Origin of the sequence: Streptomyces doebereineriae (assembly GCF_031845645.1) — a bacterium.
In the GTDB taxonomy this organism is placed as follows: Bacteria; Actinomycetota; Actinomycetes; order Streptomycetales; family Streptomycetaceae; genus Streptomyces; species Streptomyces canus.
In genome coordinates this window covers 33145-54195 of sequence record NZ_JAVREZ010000035.1, presented here as the reverse complement: position 1 = coordinate 54195, position 21051 = coordinate 33145, and the positions used below count along the sequence as shown (strand labels likewise).

Sequence of the window (21051 nt, the reverse complement as noted above, 5' to 3'; positions counted from 1 at the left end):
CTCCGCCCCGGTCATCGGGCGGACAAGTCAGGAGTTGTACGTGCTTTGCGCCCGCTCGAGACCCTCGATCACCAGAGCCTCCACGGCGTCGGCCGCACGGTCCACGAAGTAGTCGAGTTCCTTGCGCTCGCTCGACGAGAAGTCCTTCAGCACGAAGTCCGCGACCTGCATACGGCCCGGAGGACGCCCGATCCCGAACCGCACCCGGTGGTACTCCGCCCCGAACGCCTTCGTCATCGACTTCAGCCCGTTGTGACCGTTGTCCCCGCCGCCCAGCTTCAGCCGCAGGGTGCCGTAGTCGATGTCCAGCTCGTCATGGATGGCCACGATGTTGGCGACCGGCACCTTGTAGAAGTCCTTGAGCGCGTTCACCGGGCCGCCGGACAGGTTCATGAACGACATCGGCTTCGCCAGGACCACCCGCCGGTTCCCCGGCCCCGGCGGCCCGATCCGCCCCTCGATGACCTGAGCCTGCGCCTTCCCGGCCCGCTTGAACCGGCCCCCGACCCGCTCGGCCAGCAGATCGGCCACCATGAAGCCGACGTTGTGCCGGTTGCTCGCGTACTCCGGCCCCGGATTGCCCAGCCCCACGATCAGCCAGGGCCCGTTGGCATCGGTCGTCACGTCCATGTCTCCTTGATACGCGGTCTCCGTGATACGCACCGACCGCCGCCCCCGAAGGGAGCGGCGGCCGACAGCCGGTAGTGCGGAGAGAATCAGGCCTCGGTGGCCTCGGCCTCGCCCTCCGCCGGGGCCTCCTCGGCCTGGGCGGCCAGGACCTGGAGGACGACCGCGTCCTCGTCCGTCACCAGCGTGGTGCCCTCGGGCAGCGGGATGTCCTTGGCGAGGATGGAGTCGCCGGCCTCCAGGCCCGCGATGGAGACGGTGACCGACTCCGGGATGTGCGTGGCCTCGGCCTCGACGTTCAGCGTGCTCAGCACGTGCTCGAGCAGGTAGGCGCCCGGCGCGAGCTCGCCCTCGGTGTGGACGTAGACCTCGACGTTGACCTTCTCGCCGCGCGTCACCACGAGCAGGTCGACGTGCTCCAGGAAGCCCTTGATGGCGTCACGCTGCACGGCCTTCGGGATCGCCAGCTGGGTCTTGCCCTCGATGTCCAGGGTGATCAGGACGTTCGGGGTACGCAGGGCGAGCTGAAGCTCGTGGCCCGGCAGCGTGATGTGCACCGGCTCGGCACCGTGACCGTAGACCACGGCGGGAACCTTGCTGTCACGGCGGATACGGCGGGCGGCACCCTTGCCGAACTCGGTGCGGGTCTCGGCGGCGAGCTTGACGTCGGCCATGGTCACTCCTCGTAGAACAGTCGGGGAAGGTGGTCACCCGGCCAAACAATCGGCCTGCTACGAAGAGCGCGTCGATAACGGACCGCCGACACCTGAACGAACAGGTACGGCCTCCCTCGCCGAGCAACTTCAGCAGCTTACTCGGAGAGGGAGGCCGTCACCAAAAGGATCTTCTGCAGAACCCTTACTGCTCGTCGAACAGGCTCGTCACCGAACCGTCCTCGAACACCTCACGCACCGCGCTCGCGATCGTCGGCGCGATCGACAGAACCGTCATCTTGTCCAGGTCCCGGCCCAGCTCACCCGGCGTCGGCAGGGTGTTCGTGAACACGAACTCGCTCACCCGGGAGTTCTTCAGCCGGTCCGCGGCCGGCCCGGACAGCACACCGTGGGTGGCCGTCACGATGACGTCCTCCGCACCGTGCGCGAACAGCGCGTCCGCGGCGGCGCAGATCGTGCCGCCGGTGTCGATCATGTCGTCGACCAGGACGCACACCCGGCCCTTGACCTCACCCACGACCTCGTGGACGGTCACCTGGTTCGCCACGTCCTTGTCACGCCGCTTGTGCACGATCGCCAGCGGCGCACCCAGCCGGTCGCACCAGCGGTCCGCGACCCGCACCCGGCCCGCGTCCGGGGACACGACCGTCAGCTTGTCGCGGTCGACCTTCCGGCCCACGTAGTCCGCCAGCAGCGGAAGAGCGAAGAGGTGGTCGACCGGCCCGTCGAAGAAGCCCTGGATCTGGTCCGTGTGCAGATCGACGGTGAGGAGGCGGTCCGCACCCGCCGTCTTCATCAGGTCCGCGATCAGCCGCGCCGAGATCGGTTCACGGCCACGGTGCTTCTTGTCCTGCCGCGCGTAACCGTAGAACGGCACGATGACGGTGATGGAGCGGGCCGACGCACGCTTCAGCGCGTCGATCATGATCAGCTGCTCCATGATCCACTGGTTGATCGGAGCCGTGTGGCTCTGGATCACGAAGCAGTCCGCACCGCGCGCCGACTCCTGGTAGCGGACGTAGATCTCGCCGTTCGCGAAGTCGAAGGCCTTGGTCGGGACGACCCCGACACCCAGCTGCTGGGCGACCTCCTCGGCAAGCTCGGGGTGGGCGCGGCCGGAGAAGAACATCATCTTCTTCTCGCCGGTCGTCTTGATCCCGGTCACAGCTGTCTCCTCAGAGGTGTTTCAACTGGGTGTGCAGTTATCACGGTACGACGACTTCGGCGCACCTGTTTCCGGTCAGTCCTCGCTCGCGCCCTCCCGGGAAGCCGCCTCGGCAGCCTTCGCCGCCGCGCTCCCCGGACGCTTCCGGGCCACCCAGCCCTCGATATTCCGTTGCTGGCCACGGGCCACGGCCAGCGAACCGGGCGGCACATCCTTCGTGATCACCGACCCTGCGGCGGTGTACGCGCCGTCCCCGACCGTGACAGGCGCCACAAACATGTTGTCCGAACCCGTGCGGCAATGCGACCCGACCGTCGTGTGGTGCTTGTCCTGACCGTCGTAGTTCACGAACACGCTCGCGGCACCGATGTTCGTGTACTCACCGATCGTCGCGTCACCGACATAGGAGAGATGCGGGACCTTCGTCCCCTCCCCGATGCTCGCGTTCTTCGTCTCGACGTACGTCCCGATCTTGCCCTTCGCCCCCAGCCGGGTGCCGGGGCGGAGATAGGCGAACGGTCCCACGCTCGCGTGGTCGCCGATGTGGGCGCCGTCGGCGACGGTGTTGTCGACGCGTGCCCCCGCTCCGACCTGCGTGTCCGTGAGCCGGCTGTGGGGACCCACCTCGGCGCCCTCGCCGAGGTGCGTGGAGCCGTGCAGCTGCGTGCCCGGGTGGACGACGGAGTCCTGGCCGAAGGTGACGCCGACGTCGACCCAGGTGGAGGCCGGGTCGATGACGGTGACGCCGGAGAGCATGGCACGGGTCAGCAGCCGGTCGTTGAGGATCCGCCGCGCCTCGGAGAGCTGCACGCGGTTGTTGATCCCGGCGATCTCACGGTGATCGACGGCGACGGAAGCGCCGACGCGGTGCCCGGCCTCGCGGAGAATCCCGAGAACGTCGGTGAGGTACTCCTCACCCTGGGAGTTGTCGGTCCGCACCTTGCCCAGCGCGTCGGCGAGGAGCTGCCCGTCGAAGGCGAAGACGCCCGAGTTGATCTCGCGGATGGCCCGCTGCGCCTCGGAGGCGTCCTTGTGCTCGACGATCCCGGTCACCGCACCGGACGCCGGGTCCCGCACGATCCGCCCGTACCCGGTCGCGTCCGGCACCTCGGCGGTCAGCACGGTGACCGCGTTCCCGTCCGTGGAGTGCGTGGCGGCAAGGGCGTTGAGGGTCTCGCCGGTCAGCAGAGGGGTGTCCCCGCACACGACGACGACGGTCCCGTCGACACGGCCGCCGAGCTCCTCCAGCGCCATCCGTACGGCGTGCCCGGTGCCGTTCTGCTGCGCCTGCACGGCCGTTCGGACGTCGGCGTCGGTGCCGGCGAGGTGAGCGGTGACCTGCTCCCGGGCGTGCCCCACGACCACGACGAGGTTCTCGGGGTCCAACTCGCGGGCGGCGGCGAGCACATGCCCGACCAGGCTGCGGCCACAGATCTCGTGCAGGACCTTGGGTGTGGCCGACTTCATACGGGTGCCCTCACCCGCTGCGAGAACGACGACGGCTGCCGGGCGAATGGCGCTCACGGGATGCCCTTCGGCTGTGGAGGGGGTGGGGTGACACCCGCAGGATACCGGGGCGTTTCCTGGGGGACATGAGAGTGGGCCCTGACAATGCTGTCAGGGCCCGACCAGGGTGCGGCTCCCCCGCCAGGACTCGAACCCGGACAGATGGCACCAAAAGCCACAGTGCTGCCAATTACACCACGGGGGAACAATGTCGACTAAACCGGACATTTAGTCAGGCTGCCGAGTGGCGGCTCCTACTATGCCGTACCAGGTGCCCTCCATGCGACGGTACAGATCGGCGCTCTGCCGGACGTAAATCACGAGACAGCCGTGATAGGCGTCTCCGGTGTTCTTGCGAACCGTCCGGGGGTTGTGCCGTTTCAGGGTTGCTCTGCTGAATGCTGACGTGTCGAGTTCCTGGGAGTGCAACGGGAAGAGCTCGCGGTCAGCCCCGGCGTTCATGCGCGCGCTGTTCTTCCGGTGCACTTGGGCTCCGGGGTCGGCAGATCCCGCACCCAAAGCGACACCGAACTCTTCGAGCACCCCAACTCCGCCTGGATCTGGCCGTACGTCCAGCCCGGCGTCCGTAGTTCTCGCGCCCTCTTGTGCAGGTCGTCCTTCGCTCGCGGCCGCTTCGTCCATTCCATACGCATACCGTCCAGCCGGAATCCGATCTTCCGGCCTCGAACGGTGAGCGATTCAGCAGTTCGAGGGATATCGGGCGGTTTCGTGGTCGATCGGTCACTCAAGGTGGTGTAGGCCAGTCGTCGAAATGCACCGGAAAACCTCCCACCGCCGAACGTAGGCTGGAGGCATGACCACGACGGGGGAAGACACCACCGCGGCTCAGACGGGGCCCTGGTGGTGGGCACGGTGGCGTAGTGCGGTACTGGATGCAGGCCTGGCGTCGGCGTCCGCGGTGGAGTGTGCGTTCGAGGGGATCCGGTTCGCGGAGGACGCCGGGATCCCGATGGCCGCGGGGATCGTGTTCGGCGTGCTGGCGGGGTCGGTGCTGGTCGTCCGGCGCAAGTGGCCGATCGCCGTGGTGCTCGTCTCGATCGCCATCACGCCCGCCCAGATGGGCTACCTGATGGGCATCGTCGGCCTGTACACGCTCGCCGCGTCCGAGCTGCCGCGCCGGATCATCGGCTCGCTGGCGGGGATGTCGCTGGTCGGGATGCTGATCGTGATGTTCGTGCGGGTACGCCAGGACATGGCGCACGGCGAACTGGACCTGGGGGACTGGTTCGTCCCCTTCGCGTCGATCACCACGGCCATCGGGATGACCGCGCCGCCGCTGCTGCTCGGGCTGTACGTGGGCGCTCGGCGCCGGCTCATGGAGAGCCTGCGGGAGCGGGCCGACGATCTGGAGCGGGAGCTTCAGTTGCTCGCCGAGCGGGCCGAGGAGCGGGCCGAGTGGGCGCGCAACGAGGAGCGGACCCGTATCGCCCGCGAGATGCATGACGTCGTGGCGCATCGGGTGAGCCTGATGGTGGTGCACGCGGCCGCGCTGCAGGCCGTCGCCCGGAAGGATCCCGAGAAGGCCGTCAAGAACGCCGCGCTGGTGGGGGACATGGGACGGCAGGCGCTCACCGAGCTGCGGGAGATGCTCGGGGTGCTGCGCAGCGGGGACGGTTTCGGGCGGCAGGAGCGTGCCTCGGTGCCACTCGTCGCGGTGGGGGTGGCGGCGGCCGTGGCGGCCTCGCGGGCCGTGGAGGAGGCCGACGGCCCCTGTCTGGACGATCTGGAGACGTTGATCGGGCAGTCGGCCGCGGCGGGGATGGCCGTGGATCTGTCGGTCGAGGGTGACGTGCGGTCGTATGCCGCGCAGATCGAGCAGACGGCGTTCCGGGTGGTGCAGGAGGCGTTGACCAACGTCCACAAGCACGCGGCGGGCGCGAAGACGCACGTACGGCTGGCGCACCGGGCGTCGGAGATCGCGATGCAGGTGGAGAACGAACCGCCGCCGGAGGTGCCGTCGCTCGCGTCAGCGCGGCTGCCGTCGGGGGGCAACGGCCTGGTGGGGATGAAGGAGCGGGTCTCCGCGCTGGGCGGGGTGTTCGTGTCGGGGCCGACGGAGGCGGGGGGTTTCCGGGTGTCGGCGGTGATTCCGGCGGCGTGACCGGCGTGGGGATGTAGCGACGTTCTGACGTGGGGCCGCCTCCGGGCCCTGGGGCTCAGCCCGCGATGAGCCGGGTGGGTTCGCTGCCCGAGAGGAGACCGGCGAGGGCCTGGTCGATGTCGGGGCCGAGGTACCAGTCGCCGGTGTGGTCCAGGACGTAGACGCGGCCCTCGGTGTCGATGCACAGGATGGCCTGGGAGTCGGTCTCGGCGCCGAGCGGGCAGACCTCGGTGTCGAGGGCGCGGCCGAGGTCGGCGAGGGTGCGGGCCATGTGGAGACCGTGCAGCGGGTCGAGGTGGAGGTGGGCGGGGGCGACCTGGCGGCCGGGGCCGGTGGGGGTCAGATGCAGTCCGCCGAACTCGGCCCAGGCCTCGACCGCGGCCGGGAACACGGCGTGCCGGTGTCCGGCCGGTGAGGTGTGTTCGCGCAGGGCGTCGGCCCAGATCTCGGCCTGCTTTATGTCCCAGCGGCCGGGCTGCCAGCCGGCGGCGCGCAGAACGGCGTCGACGGGGCCGGGGAAACGGGTGGTGCCGGTGCGGTCGGGGTGCATCTGCCCTTCGCGTTCGTCGAGGTCATGGGTGGGCGCCGTGGTGTACGGCGGCGCCGTCGTACGGGTGGTACGGGTCGTACGGGTGGGGGGTGTCAGCCGCCGTTCGTCGTCGGGTCGACGATGCGTACGCCGAAGTGGGCGCTCAGAGCGGTGCAGGCGCGGCAGGGGGCGGCGAAGCTGCCGTGCAGCGGGTCGCCGTCCTCGCGGATGCGGCGGGCGGTGAGTTTGGCCTGCTTGAGAGCGCGGCGGGCCTCGCCGTTGGTCATCGGTTTGCGGCCGGCGCGCTTGCTGCGGGCGGCGTCGGCGGCGGCGATGTGCCGCGATATGAGCATGGTCTCGGCGCAGCGGCCGGTGAAGCGGTCGCGCCGGTCGCTGCCGAGGGTGTCGAGGAAGTCCTGGACGAGCGGGTGCAGCGGCGGGGCCTGGTCGCCGCGGGCCGCGGTGGAGGTGAGGGTGGCGCCGCGGACGGAGAGGGCGGCGGCGACCGTGGGCAGTATGCCGTCGCGGCGGTGGCGGAGAGCGGGCGCGTGGGGTCTCTCGGCGCTGCTCCAGCCGATGCGGGGATCGCCGTTGAGGCCGGTGTGCGGGCTGCCGTTCGCGCCGGTCGTCGTGCCCGTGTGCGGTCCTGTGTGCGGTCCCGTCTGCGTCGTGTTCATGATCGTCATCCCCTCCCGAGCATCCCCCCGGAGGTCACAGACTGCCAAACGGCGGGGCTGGTGCGGAAGCTGGGGCGGTGCGACACGCCCGGTTCGGGCGGGCTGTCACAGCGGGGTGACGGCTGGTCACGGAAGCGGAGGGGGGCTGACCGGTGCCCGGTGACCGGTGTCCTCGTACCGCATAGGCTGTCGGCACCGCGATCCAAGTGGTCGCCGCGATGCGCGCGGTTGACGCATGGAGACGGACGAGACAGTCGATACGGCGCGTGACGGCCCTGCTTTGCCGAAGGGGTCGCCGCGGGCCGTACCAGAGCGCCGCAGGGGGCTTTCGCCATGACGACAGGTCGGCTCGGGCAACAAGCCGCGCCGCCGAACGCGGCCTATGCCGGGCAGGTCGTGCATTTCCCGGATCCGGTCCGGGCCACGCGTCATCCCAGAGGGGTGCGGGTGGACGAGCATGGCTACCCCGACTTCTCGCCCTACGCGCGTGCCGCCGCCGAGATCGCCGATCCGCCGGAGGGTTTCGGGGTCGACGAACTGCGGCTGACGGACTACGTGTCGGCGAACGCGGCACTGTCGGCGACCGGTCACGAGCTGTGGGACACGGTGCCGGCGGTGGCGACGCCGCACGGCTGGACGTGGCATCACGTGGTGGGGTCGCGGAGGCTCGAGCTGATCCCGGTCGAGGTGAAGGCACTGCTGCGGCACCACGGCGGGATCGCGACGACCCGTGTCGACCAGAACAAGCGGGGGACGCGGCCGCTGCAGGAGACGCGTCCGGCGCATTTCGGGCTGCCGAAGTCGTCGGTGGCGGTGACGGAGTCGCAGGTGCAGGGGGTCGAGGAGGATCTCGGGTACCGGCTGCCGGGCGCGTACCGGTCGTTTTTGAAGGCGGCGGGCGGGTCGGCGCCGGTGGGGGCCGCGCTGGACGCGGAGCTGGGACTCCTGGTCGACCAGCCGTTCTTCACGGTGCGGGACGAGGCGGCGGTCAACGACCTCGTGTACGTCAACAAGTGCCTGCGCGACCACCTGACGAAGGACTACCTCGGTGTCGGCTTCGTCCAGGGCGGTCTGCTGGCCGTGAAGGTGAAGGGCGAGGGGGCCGGATCGGTCTGGTTCTGCGCCTACGACGACGCGCGGGACGTCGATCCCTCGGTGCCGCCGGCGGAGCGCGTGCAGCGGCTGCTGCTGCCCTGCGGTGCGGACTTCGATGTGTTCCTGTCCCGGCTGGCCGGTAATCCGCCGGAGTTGGAGACGGTGGCGAACCTGATGGTGGACGGCGGTTTCGCGCGGTCCGTTCCGGTGTCCTCGGTGGGGGAGTGAACTGACCGATGGTGACGTTCGCGCAGGCGCAGGAGCGCGCGGAAGAGTGGATCAACGGGGATGTGCCGTCGTATCAGCATCGTGAGGTGCGGGTGCGGGAGTTCGACCTCGGGTTCGTGGTGTGGGCCGAGGACCGTGCGGAGGGACCGCGTTCGGACGGCGGTGCGCAGCGGCTGGTGATCGCCCGGGACAGCGGGGAGGCCACGCTGTGGCCCTCGTTGCCGGTGGGCGAGGTGATCCGCCGGTACGAGGAGACGTACGGCCGGGAGGACGGGGTCGAGGACGCGGGGGGCGCGCCCGCGGCGTCCCGGGTCGATCTGAACCAGACGTCGTTTCTTCTGACGCCGCCGGAGTGGTTGCAGGACGCGGCGGACAAGCTGGGGATCGGCGGTGACGGGGCGGGGGTTTCCTCCGGGGCTCGGGACGGTGGGCCTGATGGAGCGGGGGCCGGGTCGAGTGCTGGTTCTGGCGCTGGTTCGGGTGCCGCGCCGGGGGTGCCCGCCGGGGCGCGGCCGTGGACCGGGACCGACACCAACGGGGGTGAGGACCTCTCCGTGGCGTTGCCGGAGACGGTGTTCTCGGCGCCGGTGAGCGGTGGCGGTGGTAGCGGTACGGAGGAGGGGGCTTCGTCGGCCTTGGAGGGCTCGGAGGTCGTGGAGGTCTCGGAGGGGGTGGACGTCCAGGAGGTCTCGGAGATCTCGGATGTCTCGGACTCCAGGACTGCGCGGATTTCGGGGGGTGCGCGGGGGGTTGCGCCGTCGGGGGCGTCTTCGTACGGCTATCCGCAGGGAGCCGGTGCTGCGGGTGAGGGTGAGGGTGGACCGGGGCCTGGTGTCACGCCTCCGTCTCCGGCTGCGCCTGGTCCGTCTTCGTACGGCTATCCGCAGGCTGCGGGTGCTTCGGGTGCGGGTGCTCCTCCGCCTCCGCCGGGGGCGTCCTCGTACGGGTATCCGCAGGCGCCCGGTGGTGCTGGGGCGCCTCAGCCGCCGGGTGTGCCTGGCGCTCCCGGTGCTCCGGGGCCCGCGCCGAGTGCCGGGGACATCGCCGATGTGGCCACCAGCAAGTTGGCGCCTCCCTCGCGTGGGGCGCAGGCCGGGGGGCCGACCCCGCCGCCTCCGCCGGGGCCTCCCGGGGTGCCCGGTGCGCAGCCGGGGGGCGGGTATGTGCCCACCCAGTTCGTGTCGGCGCCGGGTGTTGAGGGGCCTTCGGGATCGGGAGCACCGCAGCCTCCGGGCGCACCGTCCGCGCCTGGTGGTGCGCCGACTCCGCCTCCACCTGGGGCTCCGGGAATGCCGAATTCGTCCGGCGGACCGGGGTACCCGGGTGTACCGGGTGGATCTGGTGCTCCGCAGCCGCTTGGAGCTCCGGGTGCGCCGAGTGCTCCCAGCGCGCCGCAGCCTCCTGGTGCCCCCGGTGTTCCGCGGGCTGCGCCTGGGGCTGTGCATCACGCGGAAACAATGTTGTCCTCGCCCCCGGCGGGTGGCCCCGGCATGCCTCCGCCGCCGCAAGCTCCCGGCTCTCCCGGCGCCCCCAGAACCCCGGGTTCCTTCAGCGCCCCAGGGGCCCCCGGTGTCCCTGCGGCGACTCCGGGCGCTCCGCAGCCGATGCCGCCCGGCACGATGCCGCCCCCGCCTCCGGGTGCCGTACCGTCCCCGGGCCCGGTGCCTCCGCCCGGACAGCCCGCGCCCGGACAGCCCCCGTCCGGCCAGCCGATGTCGGGACAGTCCGCGCCGGGTCAATCCGCACCGAAACAGCCCGTGCCGGGGCAGTCTCTCTCCGGGCAGCCGATGCCAGGACCGTCCGCGCCGGGTCAACCCGCACCGGGACAGCCCGTGTCGGGGCAGTCTCTGTCCGGGCAACCGTTGGCGGGTCACCCCGCACCGGGACAGCCTGCGCCGGGGCAGGGTCTGTCCGGGCAGCCGATGTCGGGACAGTCCGTGCCGGGACAGCCCGCCCCGGCCCAGTCCTCGCCCGGCCAGCCCGTGCCCGGTCAGCCCCCGGCCTACGGCTACCCCCAGCAGGCGCAGCCCACCGTCGGGCCCGGGTATCAGGCCGTCCTTCGCTACCGTGCGCAGGACGGGTCGGAGCAGCAGTTGATCCGGCGGTCGGCGCCGGGGACGCCGCACCCCGAGTGGCAGATCTTCCACGAGTTGCGTGGCATGAACGTGCCCCCGGACCAAGTGCTGGAGCTGCACACCGAGTTGGAGTCGTGCGAGCTGCCGGGGGCGTACTGCGCGCGGATGATCCGGGAGCAGTGGCCGCAGGCGCGGATCGCGAGCATCGCGCCGTACGGCACGGATCACGCAAGCCGGCAGCAGGGCATGCAGCAACTGCTGGCGCACCAGGGCGAGTTGCACCAGGTGGCGGACGGTCCGGCCCGCCCGGCGCCGGTGCGCGCGCCGTTGCCTCCCGTCCAGGCCGCGCCGCCGATCCCGCCGGAGGGCGTGGCGCAGGAGCTGGCGGGGGCTTTCGGCCCCGGCATCTTCCGGTTCGAGCAGGCCGCGGTGTCCCGCCAGGGCGTACCGCCGGTCGTCGCGCACTCGCTGGTCGTGGCCGGGTTGCCGTTGGACATGGGCCCGTTCTTCTGGGCGCAGGCCCAGCCGGGGCGTCCGGTGCCGACGCTGGCCGAGCTGGCGGCCGAGCGCGGGGTGCAGCCGGCCTCCGACGCGGGCTCGTACCTCGTCATGGGCAGCGACTTCGGCAAGGCGATCTGCGTGCAGTACGGGACGGCGAACATCGTCGCCGTACCCGTAGAGGCGGGCCCCGGCGGTGCCCCCGTACCGCCGCAGTTCGTGAACACGGGCCTGCCCGAGTTCCAGCGCTGCCTGGCGCTGCTCGGCCGGATGTGGCGGCTTCGCTTCGGTCTGAACCAGGAGCAGGCGGGTCGTTGGACCGTCGACTTCCAGGCCCAGCTGGCCTCGCTCGATCCGGCGGCGCTGGGTTCGCCGGAGAGCTGGTGGTCGGTGCTGCTGGAGCAGATGTGGGACGGGCTGCTGTGACGCCCCGCCGCTGATCCGCACGTGTGCGTGGAGGGCCGGGCCGGTCGTGTGACCGGGCCCGGCCTTTCGCATGTGTGCGATGGACGACCGTCATGACCGGGGCCTATCGGGACCTGTACGCGGAGTGTCGCGTTATGAACATTTCTGTCCGATACATCAGGATGTGCGCGAAATCACCATTTCGTGTCTGTTCGTGTTGTTTCGGCGGAGAGGGGTTCCAGGATGAGCAGCGCATGGGTGTCGCCGCAGGGGTTCGTGGCCGTACGAGGGCGCGGCTACCGTCCCGAACAGGTCGACGCGTACGCCGCCGCCCTGTCCCGGGACCGTGACGCCGCCTGGGAACGGGCCGCCCGGCTCACCGTGCTCGCCCGAGAGATGGACGAGGAGGTGGTGCGCCTGCGGGAGGTCGTGGCGGGGCTGGCCCCGCAGGCGTACGAGGCGCTCGGCGAGGGTGCGCGGCGGCTCTTCGAACTGGGGCAGGAGGAGGCCGCGGACGTCCGGGAGAGGGCGCGGCAGGAGGCGCAGCGCCTCGCGGATGAGGCTCAGGCGCACGCCGACGGCGTACGGGATGCCGCGCAGGCGCATGCCGACACCGTGCTTTCCGAGGCCGATGAACGCGCCCGTCAGCGGCTGCTCGCCGCGCGTGCCGAGGCCGACGAGATCCGTGTCGCCGCCCGGCGTGAGGTGAAAGCAGGGCGCGGGGAGGCGCTCGCCGTTTTGCGCGACGTACGCCAGCGCACCATCGGGATGCTCGCCGAGCAGACCAAGGAGCACGCGGAGCGATGGGCCGAGGTGGAGCAGGCCGAGGAGAAACGGGCGGCCGAGGCGGACGCGAGGGGCGCCGAACGGGTGGCACGGGCGGAGGCGGTTCTGGCGGACGCCAAGCGGGAGTTCGCGGCAGCGGAGGCCTCGGTGGGACGGTACGAGGAGGACGCACGCGCGCGTGCGGCGGAAATCCTTGCGGAGGCCCTGGTCCAGGAGGAGCGCATCGCCGGGGAGACGGAGCGGCTGCTGCGGAAGCACGCCGAGCACCGGGACGAGGTACAGGCACAGATGGACCACGTACGCAGCAGCCTGACGGCACTCACGGGGACAGCGGCGACGGAGTGACAGCCGGGGCGGCAAGGGCAGCCGGGGCAGCGGCGCAGTGCTGGCGCCGGCCACCCGCACCCGGCAGACGCCCCCGGCTACCCCCACCCAACAGACGACCCCCGGCTCACCCCCTCCGCACGGCCCCCGCCAAGATCCACCCCTCCACCGCCTCGTACTGCCGCCGCTGCTCCTCCGCCTTCCGCCGCCCCGAAATCACCGTCCCCAGCCACCCGAACAAGAACCCCGCCGGAATGGACACCAGCCCAGTCGTCGTGAACGGCAGCCAGTTGAAGTCGGCTTCGGGAAACGCGGACACAGGCGACCCCGACACGAGATTCGTGCCCGGCATCAGCAGGAGCACTGTCAGCGTGCCGCCGATCAACGTGCACAGCAGTCCCGTTCGCGTGTAACGCCGCCAGAACAGGCTGTACACGAGCGCCGGCGCCAGCGCGGACGCGCCGACGCAGAAGGACAGGATCACCAGCGGCTGCAGACTGCGGTGCTGGATCAGCGTCGCGAGGAAGATCGTGGGGACGCCGACCGCCAGCGCGGACACCCGGGCCAGCAGAATCTCGCGGTGCGCCGGCATCGACCGTGCCCGCGCCGCGAACACGTCATGCGCAAGGGAGTTGGCGCAGGCGAGGATCATGCCGGCGACGGAGGCGAGGAGGGTGAGGAAGAGCGCCGTGGTGACCGTGGTGAAGAGAAACGTCTCTCCGGTCGACACGTCGGGCCCGAACACCGCCCGGGAACCCAGCAGATACGCCGTGTTGCCCTGCGGATCCGCCTCCGCGATCACCGTTCGCCCGATCATCGCCGTCGCCCCGACCCCGACGACCGTGATGACCAGGACGAACACGGCCACCGACGACACCGCCCAGGACATCGAACGGCGCACCTGACGTGCGCTGGACGCGGTGTACATGCGCATGGTGACGTGCGGCAGACAGGCCCCGCCGATGACGACCGCGAGTTGCGAGATGATCATGTCGAGGCGCGGGTACGGCCCGCCCGCGAACTCCAGGCCGGAGCGCAGGTAGTCCGGCCCCACCCCGCTCTGCCGGGCCGCCGTGTCGAACAGCGCCGCGGGGTTCCAGTCGAACCGGTTCATGACCAGCACGGCGACCACGGCGCCGGATCCGAGGAGCATGACGATCTTCAGGATCTGGATGAGGGCCGTGCCCTTCATACCGCCGATGGCCGCGTAGCTGATCATCAGGATGCCCAGGCCGATGATGAAGCCCGTCTTCAGGGAGTCGCCGGAGAAACCGAGGATGAACGCCAGCAGTTGGCCGGTGCCGGCGAGCTGTACCAGCATCAGCGGCATCAGCGCGGCGAGGGTGACCAGGCATGCGGCGATGCGTACCGCACGGCCCGGCATCCGGCGCGCGAGCGCGTCGCCCATGGTGAACCGGCCCGCGTTGCGCAGGGGTTCGGCCAGCAGGAACATCAGCAGCATCAGCGACAGGACCGTGCTCAGCGCGAGGACGATGCCGTCGTAGCCGTAGAGCGCGATGACCCCTCCGGTGCCGAGGACGGTCGCGGCGGAGATGTAGTCGCCCGCGATGGCGAGGCCGTTGCGCATGGCGGACAGGGAGCTGTAGCCGGTGTAGAACTCGTCGAGGTCGTCGCGGTCCGGGCCGGTCATCACGCACAGCAGGAGGGTGATGGTGGCGACGGCGGAGAACGCCACCAGGCTCATCGCCTGCGCGGAGTCGCTGAAGCCGGTCATCGGGCGTCCGCCCCTCGCCTGGCGTCCACCTCGGACTGCTTGCGGATGCGGTCTGCGAGCGGGTCGACGTAGCGGCGCGCGGTGTGCTCGTACACGGCGATCGCCACCCAGGTGACGGGCAGTTGCAGCAGGGCGAGGAGCAGGCCGGTGGGCAGTCCGTCGGTGACGCTGCTCGCCATGAAGGACGGCGCGTACGCGGACAGCACCAGGAAGAGCGTGAAGTACCCGAGGGCGGTGAGCGTGGCGGTGCGCCGCTGCCAGCGGTAGGCGCTGCGCAGGATCCGCAGGTCGCTGTGGTGGCCGAGCGGAGAGCGGTGGCGCGGGTGCCGGGTGGCCGGTTCGGGCGGCGCGGGGGGTGGCTGCCAGGGGTAGGTGGAATACGGCTGTGACGGGTCGTAAGACACCCGGTGCTCCTTGCGAGGCTCGGGTCCGACGCGGCGGACCGCAGGGAGTTGGGGGGTGGACAGGGGAGCGGAGCCCCGCACGTTACTCGCCGGTTCGGAGTTGTACAGCCCTTTCGGCAAACTGATCGGTCGGTATGCGCTTACTTCTCTGACCTGCGGTGTTACCCCCGTTAACTCAGACTTTTGGCCTTCATCGGAGCGTGTGCGGACACTTACGCGGGGTGTCTGGAGGAAACTCCGCAGAGCCCGTTCCCCACCTCCCCTTACACTCCGGCACATGGGGGCCGAACAACTTGTCGAGCCGGTCTTCGGCGTGGTCGTGAGTCTTCTGCTGGGGATGTTCGGCGTGGGGGAGGCTGTCGACGCCTGCCGCAAGTTCAGGCTCCGGAGCCGGGGGCGGTGGATCGAGGCGCGGCTGCTGCGGGTGCGTGAGGACGACGACGGCGAGGGCGGGGCGCGCTTCTATCCCGTCGTGTCCTTCACTCCGCCCGGCGGTGACGAGATCGTCGTCGAGTCGCCTCACTACAAGACGTATCCGCCCGGGCTGGGGTCCTTCCCGAAAGGCAAGGTCGACGTGCTCTACGACCCGCTCAAGCCCGAACGGATCGAGGTCCGCGGCTTCCGCGGTGACGGTCCCTGCAAGACGGCGATCACCGCGCTCCTGCTGTTCGGTGGCGCCGCACTCTTCCTCGGCCAGATGGTCTTCTGACCGGGTTTCTCCTTGGCGTGGCTGCCCTGCCGGCCCCCGCTCACTGCTCCTCGATCACCGGAAACCGCCGCGGCGCCAGCACCAGCAGCACCACGAACGCCAGGGCCGCCGCGCACCCCGCCCCCACGTACACCGTGTGCACCGCGTCCGCGATGGCCGCGCGGGTCGTCTCCGGGGCCGTGCCGGCGTCCAACGCGCGCGTGACGGAGTCGAGATCGCTCGCGCCGCCCAGGCGGGCGGCCAGGACGCCGTTGGCCACCGCGCCGAAGACCGCCGCGCCCACCGTCTGGCCGGTCTGGCGGCAGAAGAGGACCGACGCCGTGGTCGTGCCGCGTTCCGCCCAGCCGACCGTCGACTGGACGCCGACGATCAGGGGGAGTTGGAACAGGCCCAGCGCGGCGCCCAGGAGCAGCATCAGCAGGGTGGGCTGCCAGGCCGCGCCCGGGTAGGGGAGGAAGGGGAAGGCGAACAGGATCAGGGCCGCCGTACCGATGCCGAGCATCGCCGTGTTGCGGAAGCCGATGCGCCGGTACACGTGCTGGCTCAGGGCCGCCGACACCGGCCAGCTCAACGTCCATACCGACAGCACGAATCCGGCGGCGACCGGGGTGAGACCGAGCACCGATTGGGCGTACGTCGGCAGGAAGACCGTAGGGGCGACCATGAGGAGTCCCAGGGCGCCCAGTGCCAGGTTCACCGCGGCGATCGTGCGGCGGCGCCACACCCAGCCGGGGATGATCGGCTCCGCCGCCCGGCGTTCGATCAGGACCACGGCGGCCACCAGGGCAAGTCCCGTGCCGAACAGGCCCAGTGACGGCCACGACAGCCACGCCCAGGCCACCCCGCCCTGCACGAGCGCCGTCAGCAGCACGCCCCCGCACGCGAACACCGCCAGCGCGCCCACCCAGTCGACACGCGCGCGCGTGGAGGTCTTCTCGGCGCGCCGCGGCTCGTGCAGGTGACGGACGATCAGCCACAGCGCCACCGCGCCGATCGGCAGATTGACCAGGAAGATCCACCGCCAGTCCGCGTACGCGGCGAGCACCCCGCCGATGCCCGGTCCCGCGACCGCCGCCACCGCCCACACCGTGGACAGCTTGGCCTGGATCTTCGGGCGCTCCTCGAGCGGATACAGATCGGCGGCGAGCGTCTGGACCGTGCCCTGCAGCGCGCCGCCGCCCAGCCCCTGGACGATCCGGAACGCGATCAGCGCCCCCATGTTCCACGCCACCGCGCACAGCAGCGAGCCGAGCAGGAACACCACCGAGCCCGCGACCAGCACCGGCTTGCGCCCGAAGGTGTCGGAGAGCTTGCCGTAGACCGGCAGCGTCACCGTCACGGCCAGCAGATAGCCGGAGAACAGCCAGGAGAAGACCGAGAAACCGCCCAGGTCGCCCACGATCTGCGGGACCGCCGTGGAGACGATGGTGGCGTCCAGGGCCGCAAGGGCCATCGCCAGCATCAGGGCCGCTACGACAGCCCCGCGCCGGTTCGTGGAGACGTGCCGCGCGGGCTCCCGTATCGCCGGCTTGGTGTCGTCCACGCGGATTCCTTCCCCCTGCATCTATCTGCCGGCGACCACTCTCCCACTTGAACCTCACGCGACGGCAGGGCGCAGCCTCACTGCGGCGGAGGGTGGAGCCGTACTCCTGGATCGCCTCCACCTGGCGGTGGACTGCCCCTAGGGGTACCTCCGTACTACGGCTCAGGGAGGGTTCGTACCGGCGGAGGAGGAGAAGGGCCATGGTCCGTCCTTAACCTGGCTTTACGCCGCTGGGGAGCGGTGGGGGAGGGGACGACCGGATCGGCGGGGGTGGGGTTTTCCCCCGTAGAAGAGGGTGCTGAGCACCAGCGCGCCGGACCGTCTCGCGGCACCAGACTGAACGCCGTACCCAAGCAACGAACCGATCGCCCTACTGATCGGCTGTTGATTAGCTGACCGACATAGGAGACATACCGTGACATCGGCTGTAACCATCACCAGGCACGGGGGCACTGGAGGGCGTACGGCCGTTGCCGCGCGGGCGCGGCAGGTCGTCAAGGCGTACGGGTCCGGTGAGACCCGTGTCGTCGCCCTCGACCATGTCGACGTGGACATCGCTCGCGGACAGTTCACCGCGATCATGGGCCCCTCGGGGTCCGGCAAGTCCACCCTCATGCACTGCCTCGCCGGTCTCGACACCGTGACGAGCGGTCAGATCTACCTGGACGACACCGAGATCACCGGCCTGAAGGACAAGAAGCTCACACAGCTGCGCCGGGACCGGGTCGGATTCATCTTCCAGGCGTTCAACCTGCTGCCGACGCTCAATGCGCTCGAGAACATCACGCTGCCCATGGACATCGCCGGGCGCAAGCCCGACAAGCAGTGGCTCGCGCGCGTGGTGGACACCGTGGGACTTTCCGACCGACTCAGGCACCGGCCCACCCAGCTCTCCGGCGGACAGCAGCAGCGTGTCGCCGTGGCCCGCGCCCTGGCCGCGCGTCCCGAGATCATCTTCGGTGACGAGCCGACCGGAAACCTCGACTCGCGCGCCGGTGCCGAGGTACTGGGCTTCCTGCGCCGTTCCGTCGACGAGCTCGGGCAGACCATCGTGATGGTCACGCACGACCCGGTGGCCGCCTCGTACGCGGACCGTGTGCTGTACCTCGCCGACGGCCGGATCGTCGACGAGATGCACAAGCCCACCGCGGAGGCCGTCCTGGACCGCATGAAGGACTTCGACGCCCGGGGGCGTACGTCATGACCGTCATGAAGACCTCCATGCGCAACTTCTTCGCGCACAAGGGACGCATGGCCCTGTCGGCCGTGGCGGTCCTGCTGTCGGTCGCCTTCGTCTGCGGGACGCTGGTGTTCACCGACACGATGAACACCACCTTCGACAAGCTCTTCGCGGCCACGTCCTCGGATGTGACGGTGAGCGCCAAGGGCGCCTCCGACAGCGGCGAGACGACCTCGGACAACGGCAAGCCGCCGGTCATGCCGGCCTCCGTGCTCGGCAAGGTGCGCGAGGCGCAGGGCGTGAAGACGGCGGAGGGGACCGTCTTCTCGACCTCGGTGACCGTCGTGGACGCCGACAAGGACAGCCTCTCGCCGTCCGGCGGCGGCCCGACCATCGTCGGCAACTGGAACCGCAACGAAGCCCGCACCATGAAGATCACCTCCGGTGCGGCGCCGAAGAACTCCGGCCAGATCATGGTCGACAAGGACACCGTCGACAAGCACCACCTGAAGCTCGGTGAAGAGATCGGCGTCATCAGCGCGGTCGGCACGCACACCGCGAAGATCTCCGGCGTCGCCGAGTTCCAGGTCACCAACCCCGGTGCCGCGATCTTCTACATGGACACGAAGACGGCCCAGGAGACCCTGGTCGGCGAGACGGGCGTGTACACCAACGTCAACGTCACGGCCGCTTCCGGGGTCACCGACGCACAGCTCAAGACGAACGTCGCGGCCGAACTCGGCGGCGGCTACAAGGTGCAGACGGCCAAGGAGACCGCCGACGCCAACCAGAAGGACGTCGAGGGCTTCATGAACGTCATGAAGTACGCGATGCTCGGCTTCGCCGGGATCGCCTTCCTCGTCGGCATCTTCCTGATCATCAACACCTTCTCGATGCTCGTCGCGCAGCGCACCCGTGAGATCGGCCTGATGCGGGCCATCGGGTCCAGCCGCAAGCAGGTCAACCGTTCCGTGCTGGTCGAGGCGCTGCTGCTGGGCGTGACCGGTTCGGTGCTCGGGGTCGGCGCCGGCGTCGGCCTCGCGGTCGGCCTGATGAAACTCATGAGCTCCCTGGGCATACACCTGTCGACCAGCGACCTGACGATCGCCTGGACGACCCCGGTGGTCGGACTGCTCCTCGGCGTGGTCGTCACCGTCCTGGCCGCCTGGCTGCCCGCCCGCCGGGCGGGCAAGGTCTCGCCCATGGCCGCCCTCCGGGACGCGGGCGCCCCCGCCGACGCCAAGGCGGGTCGCGTAAGGGCCCTGCTGGGCACGCTCCTGACCGCCGGCGGCGCCTACTCGCTCTACCTGGTCACCCAGGCGGACAAGGCCAAGGAGGGCTCCCTGTGGCTCGGCCTCGGCGTGGTGCTCTCCCTGATCGGCTTCGTCGTGATCGGCCCGCTCCTCGCCGGCGGTGTGGTGCGCGTCCTGGGCGCGGTCGTCCTCAGGGTGTTCGGCCCGGTCGGCCGCATGGCCGAGCGCAACGCCCTGCGCAACCCGCGCCGTACGGGAGCCACGGCAGCCGCCCTGATGATCGGCCTCGCGCTGGTCGCCTGTCTGTCGGTCGTCGGTTCGTCCATGGTCGCCTCGGCCACGGACGAGCTCGACAAGACGGTCGGTACGGACTTCATCATCCAGTCCGACAGCGGGCAGCTGGTCACGCCGGCCGCGGTGAAGGCCGTCAAGGACACGCCCGGCCTCGAGCGGGTCACCGAGTACAGGATCACGGAGGCCGACTACACGACCCCCGACGGCAAGACGCTCAAGGACACCGACATCACGGCGGCCGACCCGTCCTACGCGACCGACCTGCAGACCAAGACCGTCGCGGGGAAGCTCGCCGACGCCTACCGGCCCGACTCGATGTCCGTGCATGAGAAGTTCGCCAAGGCGCACGGCATCCACCTGGGTTCGAAGATCAAGGTCGCCTTCAAGGACGGCGCCACCGCCGAGTTGACGGTCCGGGCGATCACCAGCAGTGACGTCGTCATCGACGCGGGTTCGAAGTACATCTCGATCGCCACGCTCGCCAAGTACGTGCCGGCCGACAAGATGCCGCTCGACCAGTTGGTCTTCGCCAACGCCAAGGACGGGCAGCAGGACGCCGCGTACAAGTCGCTGAAGTCGGCGCTGCACGACTATCCGCAGTACACCGTGCGCGACCAGACCGACTACAAGGAAGCCTTCAAGGACCAGATCGGGCAGCTCCTGAACATGATCTACGGCCTGCTGGCCCTCGCGATCATCGTCGCGATCCTCGGTGTCGTGAACACCCTGGCGCTCTCGGTGGTCGAGCGGACCCGGGAGATCGGCCTCATGCGAGCGATCGGCCTCTCGCGGCGCCAGCTGCGACGGATGATCCGTATGGAGTCGGTGGTCATCGCGCTCTTCGGCGCACTGCTCGGCCTGGGCCTCGGCATGGGCTGGGGCGCGACCGCCCAGAAGCTCCTCGCCCTGGAGGGCCTGAAGGTCCTGGAGATCCCCTGGCCGACGATCATCGGCGTCTTCGTCGGATCGGCCTTCGTGGGCCTGTTCGCCGCCCTGATCCCGGCGTTCCGGGCGGGCCGGATGAACGTCCTGAAGGCGATCGCGACCGAATAGCCACCCTGGGGACGGGGGAACGCCCGGCGCCGAGAAGTCACGGGGGGACTTCTCGGCGCCGGGCACTTTGTTGTCCACAGGGAGCAGCTTGCGGGCTCTTCGCTGTCCACAGGGCGGCCGCGGGCGGGGCGGGGTTGTCCACAGGCTCCGACGGCCGGGCCGAGGCCGT

The 21051-nt window shown here is 70.3% G+C and carries 16 protein-coding genes, 1 tRNA gene and 1 pseudogene; 7 read left to right on the top strand and 11 right to left on the bottom strand.

Annotation, left to right across the window (positions count from 1 at the left end):
• Positions 1 to 27: 27 nt before the first annotated feature.
• From pth to RNB18_RS48895, 6 genes and pseudogenes are all read right to left on the bottom strand, one after another.
• On the bottom strand, positions 28 to 630 hold the full coding sequence (gene pth, locus RNB18_RS48920) for an aminoacyl-tRNA hydrolase (protein WP_311720616.1): 603 nt from the start codon (positions 628 to 630) through the stop codon (positions 28 to 30).
• 86 nt (positions 631 to 716) lie between these two features.
• A complete protein-coding gene (locus RNB18_RS48915) occupies positions 717 to 1301 on the bottom strand; it encodes a 50S ribosomal protein L25/general stress protein Ctc (protein ID WP_280858159.1) in 585 nt (194 codons plus the stop codon).
• Between the two features lie 184 nt (positions 1302 to 1485).
• Positions 1486 to 2466, bottom strand: a complete 981-nt coding sequence (locus RNB18_RS48910; RefSeq protein WP_266563665.1) for a ribose-phosphate diphosphokinase — start codon at positions 2464 to 2466, stop codon at positions 1486 to 1488.
• Between the two features lie 75 nt (positions 2467 to 2541).
• The gene (gene glmU, locus RNB18_RS48905; RefSeq protein WP_311720615.1) at positions 2542 to 3990 is read right to left on the bottom strand and encodes a bifunctional UDP-N-acetylglucosamine diphosphorylase/glucosamine-1-phosphate N-acetyltransferase GlmU; all 1449 of its coding nucleotides are present in this window, start codon (positions 3988 to 3990) and stop codon (positions 2542 to 2544) included.
• Between the two features lie 115 nt (positions 3991 to 4105).
• A tRNA-Gln gene (locus RNB18_RS48900) sits at positions 4106 to 4177 on the bottom strand.
• Positions 4178 to 4200: 23 nt separating this feature from the next.
• Positions 4201 to 4616 (bottom strand): annotated as a pseudogene (locus RNB18_RS48895) (hypothetical protein); the annotation flags it as partial.
• Between the two features lie 170 nt (positions 4617 to 4786).
• Between RNB18_RS48895 and RNB18_RS48890 the strand changes: the two are divergent.
• Positions 4787 to 6094, top strand: a complete 1308-nt coding sequence (locus RNB18_RS48890; protein WP_311720614.1) for a sensor histidine kinase — start codon at positions 4787 to 4789, stop codon at positions 6092 to 6094.
• A 55-nt stretch (positions 6095 to 6149) separates the two neighbouring features.
• On the opposite strand, the gene RNB18_RS48885 is transcribed toward RNB18_RS48890, so the two are convergent.
• On the bottom strand, positions 6150 to 6644 hold the full coding sequence (locus tag RNB18_RS48885) for an SUKH-3 domain-containing protein (RefSeq protein WP_311720613.1): 495 nt from the start codon (positions 6642 to 6644) through the stop codon (positions 6150 to 6152).
• Between the two features lie 92 nt (positions 6645 to 6736).
• A complete protein-coding gene (locus RNB18_RS48880; RefSeq protein ID WP_311720612.1) occupies positions 6737 to 7309 on the bottom strand; it encodes a YwqJ-related putative deaminase in 573 nt (190 codons plus the stop codon).
• Positions 7310 to 7633: 324 nt separating this feature from the next.
• Between RNB18_RS48880 and RNB18_RS48875 the strand changes: the two genes are divergently transcribed.
• The 3 genes from RNB18_RS48875 (at position 7634) to RNB18_RS48865 (ending at position 12732) form a co-directional block, all read left to right on the top strand.
• Complete coding sequence (locus tag RNB18_RS48875; protein ID WP_311720611.1) at positions 7634 to 8623, top strand: SMI1/KNR4 family protein; 990 nt, start codon at positions 7634 to 7636, stop codon at positions 8621 to 8623.
• Positions 8624 to 8631: 8 nt separating this feature from the next.
• Entirely contained in the window at positions 8632 to 11622 is a 2991-nt protein-coding gene (locus RNB18_RS48870) for an SUKH-4 family immunity protein (protein ID WP_311720610.1), read from the top strand.
• A gap of 222 nt (positions 11623 to 11844) precedes the next feature.
• Positions 11845 to 12732 carry a cellulose-binding protein gene (locus RNB18_RS48865; RefSeq protein ID WP_311720609.1) on the top strand — a complete coding sequence of 296 codons (888 nt, stop codon included), beginning with the start codon at positions 11845 to 11847 and terminating at the stop codon, positions 12730 to 12732.
• A 106-nt stretch (positions 12733 to 12838) separates the two neighbouring features.
• On the opposite strand, the gene RNB18_RS48860 is transcribed toward RNB18_RS48865, so the two are convergent.
• On the bottom strand, positions 12839 to 14446 hold the full coding sequence (locus tag RNB18_RS48860; RefSeq protein WP_311720608.1) for a sodium/solute symporter: 1608 nt from the start codon (positions 14444 to 14446) through the stop codon (positions 12839 to 12841).
• Positions 14443 to 14850: a DUF485 domain-containing protein gene (locus RNB18_RS48855; RefSeq protein WP_311720607.1), complete on the bottom strand. Its 408-nt coding sequence runs from the start codon at positions 14848 to 14850 to the stop codon at positions 14443 to 14445. Before RNB18_RS48855 ends, RNB18_RS48860 begins: the two co-directional genes overlap by 4 nt.
• Before the next feature lie 277 nt (positions 14851 to 15127).
• Between RNB18_RS48855 and RNB18_RS48850 the strand changes: the two genes are divergently transcribed.
• Positions 15128 to 15559 carry a DUF3592 domain-containing protein gene (locus tag RNB18_RS48850; protein WP_311720606.1) on the top strand — a complete coding sequence of 144 codons (432 nt, stop codon included), beginning with the start codon at positions 15128 to 15130 and terminating at the stop codon, positions 15557 to 15559.
• A 40-nt stretch (positions 15560 to 15599) separates the two neighbouring features.
• Here RNB18_RS48850 and RNB18_RS48845 read toward each other — a convergent pair whose 3' ends face one another.
• Positions 15600 to 17102, bottom strand: coding sequence for an MFS transporter (locus RNB18_RS48845; protein WP_311720605.1), 1503 nt, complete (start codon positions 17100 to 17102; stop codon positions 15600 to 15602).
• Positions 17103 to 17517: 415 nt separating this feature from the next.
• Between RNB18_RS48845 and RNB18_RS48840 the strand changes: the two genes are divergently transcribed.
• Positions 17518 to 18306, top strand: coding sequence for an ABC transporter ATP-binding protein (locus tag RNB18_RS48840; RefSeq protein ID WP_311720604.1), 789 nt, complete (start codon positions 17518 to 17520; stop codon positions 18304 to 18306).
• Complete coding sequence (locus tag RNB18_RS48835) at positions 18303 to 20882, top strand: ABC transporter permease (protein WP_311720603.1); 2580 nt, start codon at positions 18303 to 18305, stop codon at positions 20880 to 20882. Before RNB18_RS48840 ends, RNB18_RS48835 begins: the two co-directional genes overlap by 4 nt.
• Positions 20883 to 21051 lie beyond the last annotated feature (169 nt).

Coding starts and splice junctions, on each gene's coding strand:
- RNB18_RS48875 (WP_311720611.1), top strand. CDS start 7,634: ATGACGACAGGTCGGCTCGGGCAACAAGCCGCGCCGCCGAACGCGGCC.
- pth (WP_311720616.1), bottom strand. CDS start 630: ATGGACGTGACGACCGATGCCAACGGGCCCTGGCTGATCGTGGGGCTG.
- RNB18_RS48835 (WP_311720603.1), top strand. CDS start 18,303: ATGACCGTCATGAAGACCTCCATGCGCAACTTCTTCGCGCACAAGGGA.
- RNB18_RS48880 (WP_311720612.1), bottom strand. CDS start 7,309: ATGACGATCATGAACACGACGCAGACGGGACCGCACACAGGACCGCAC.
- RNB18_RS48860 (WP_311720608.1), bottom strand. CDS start 14,446: ATGACCGGCTTCAGCGACTCCGCGCAGGCGATGAGCCTGGTGGCGTTC.
- RNB18_RS48850 (WP_311720606.1), top strand. CDS start 15,128: ATGGGGGCCGAACAACTTGTCGAGCCGGTCTTCGGCGTGGTCGTGAGT.
- RNB18_RS48885 (WP_311720613.1), bottom strand. CDS start 6,644: ATGCACCCCGACCGCACCGGCACCACCCGTTTCCCCGGCCCCGTCGAC.
- RNB18_RS48870 (WP_311720610.1), top strand. CDS start 8,632: ATGGTGACGTTCGCGCAGGCGCAGGAGCGCGCGGAAGAGTGGATCAAC.
- RNB18_RS48890 (WP_311720614.1), top strand. CDS start 4,787: ATGACCACGACGGGGGAAGACACCACCGCGGCTCAGACGGGGCCCTGG.
- RNB18_RS48865 (WP_311720609.1), top strand. CDS start 11,845: ATGAGCAGCGCATGGGTGTCGCCGCAGGGGTTCGTGGCCGTACGAGGG.
- RNB18_RS48915 (WP_280858159.1), bottom strand. CDS start 1,301: ATGGCCGACGTCAAGCTCGCCGCCGAGACCCGCACCGAGTTCGGCAAG.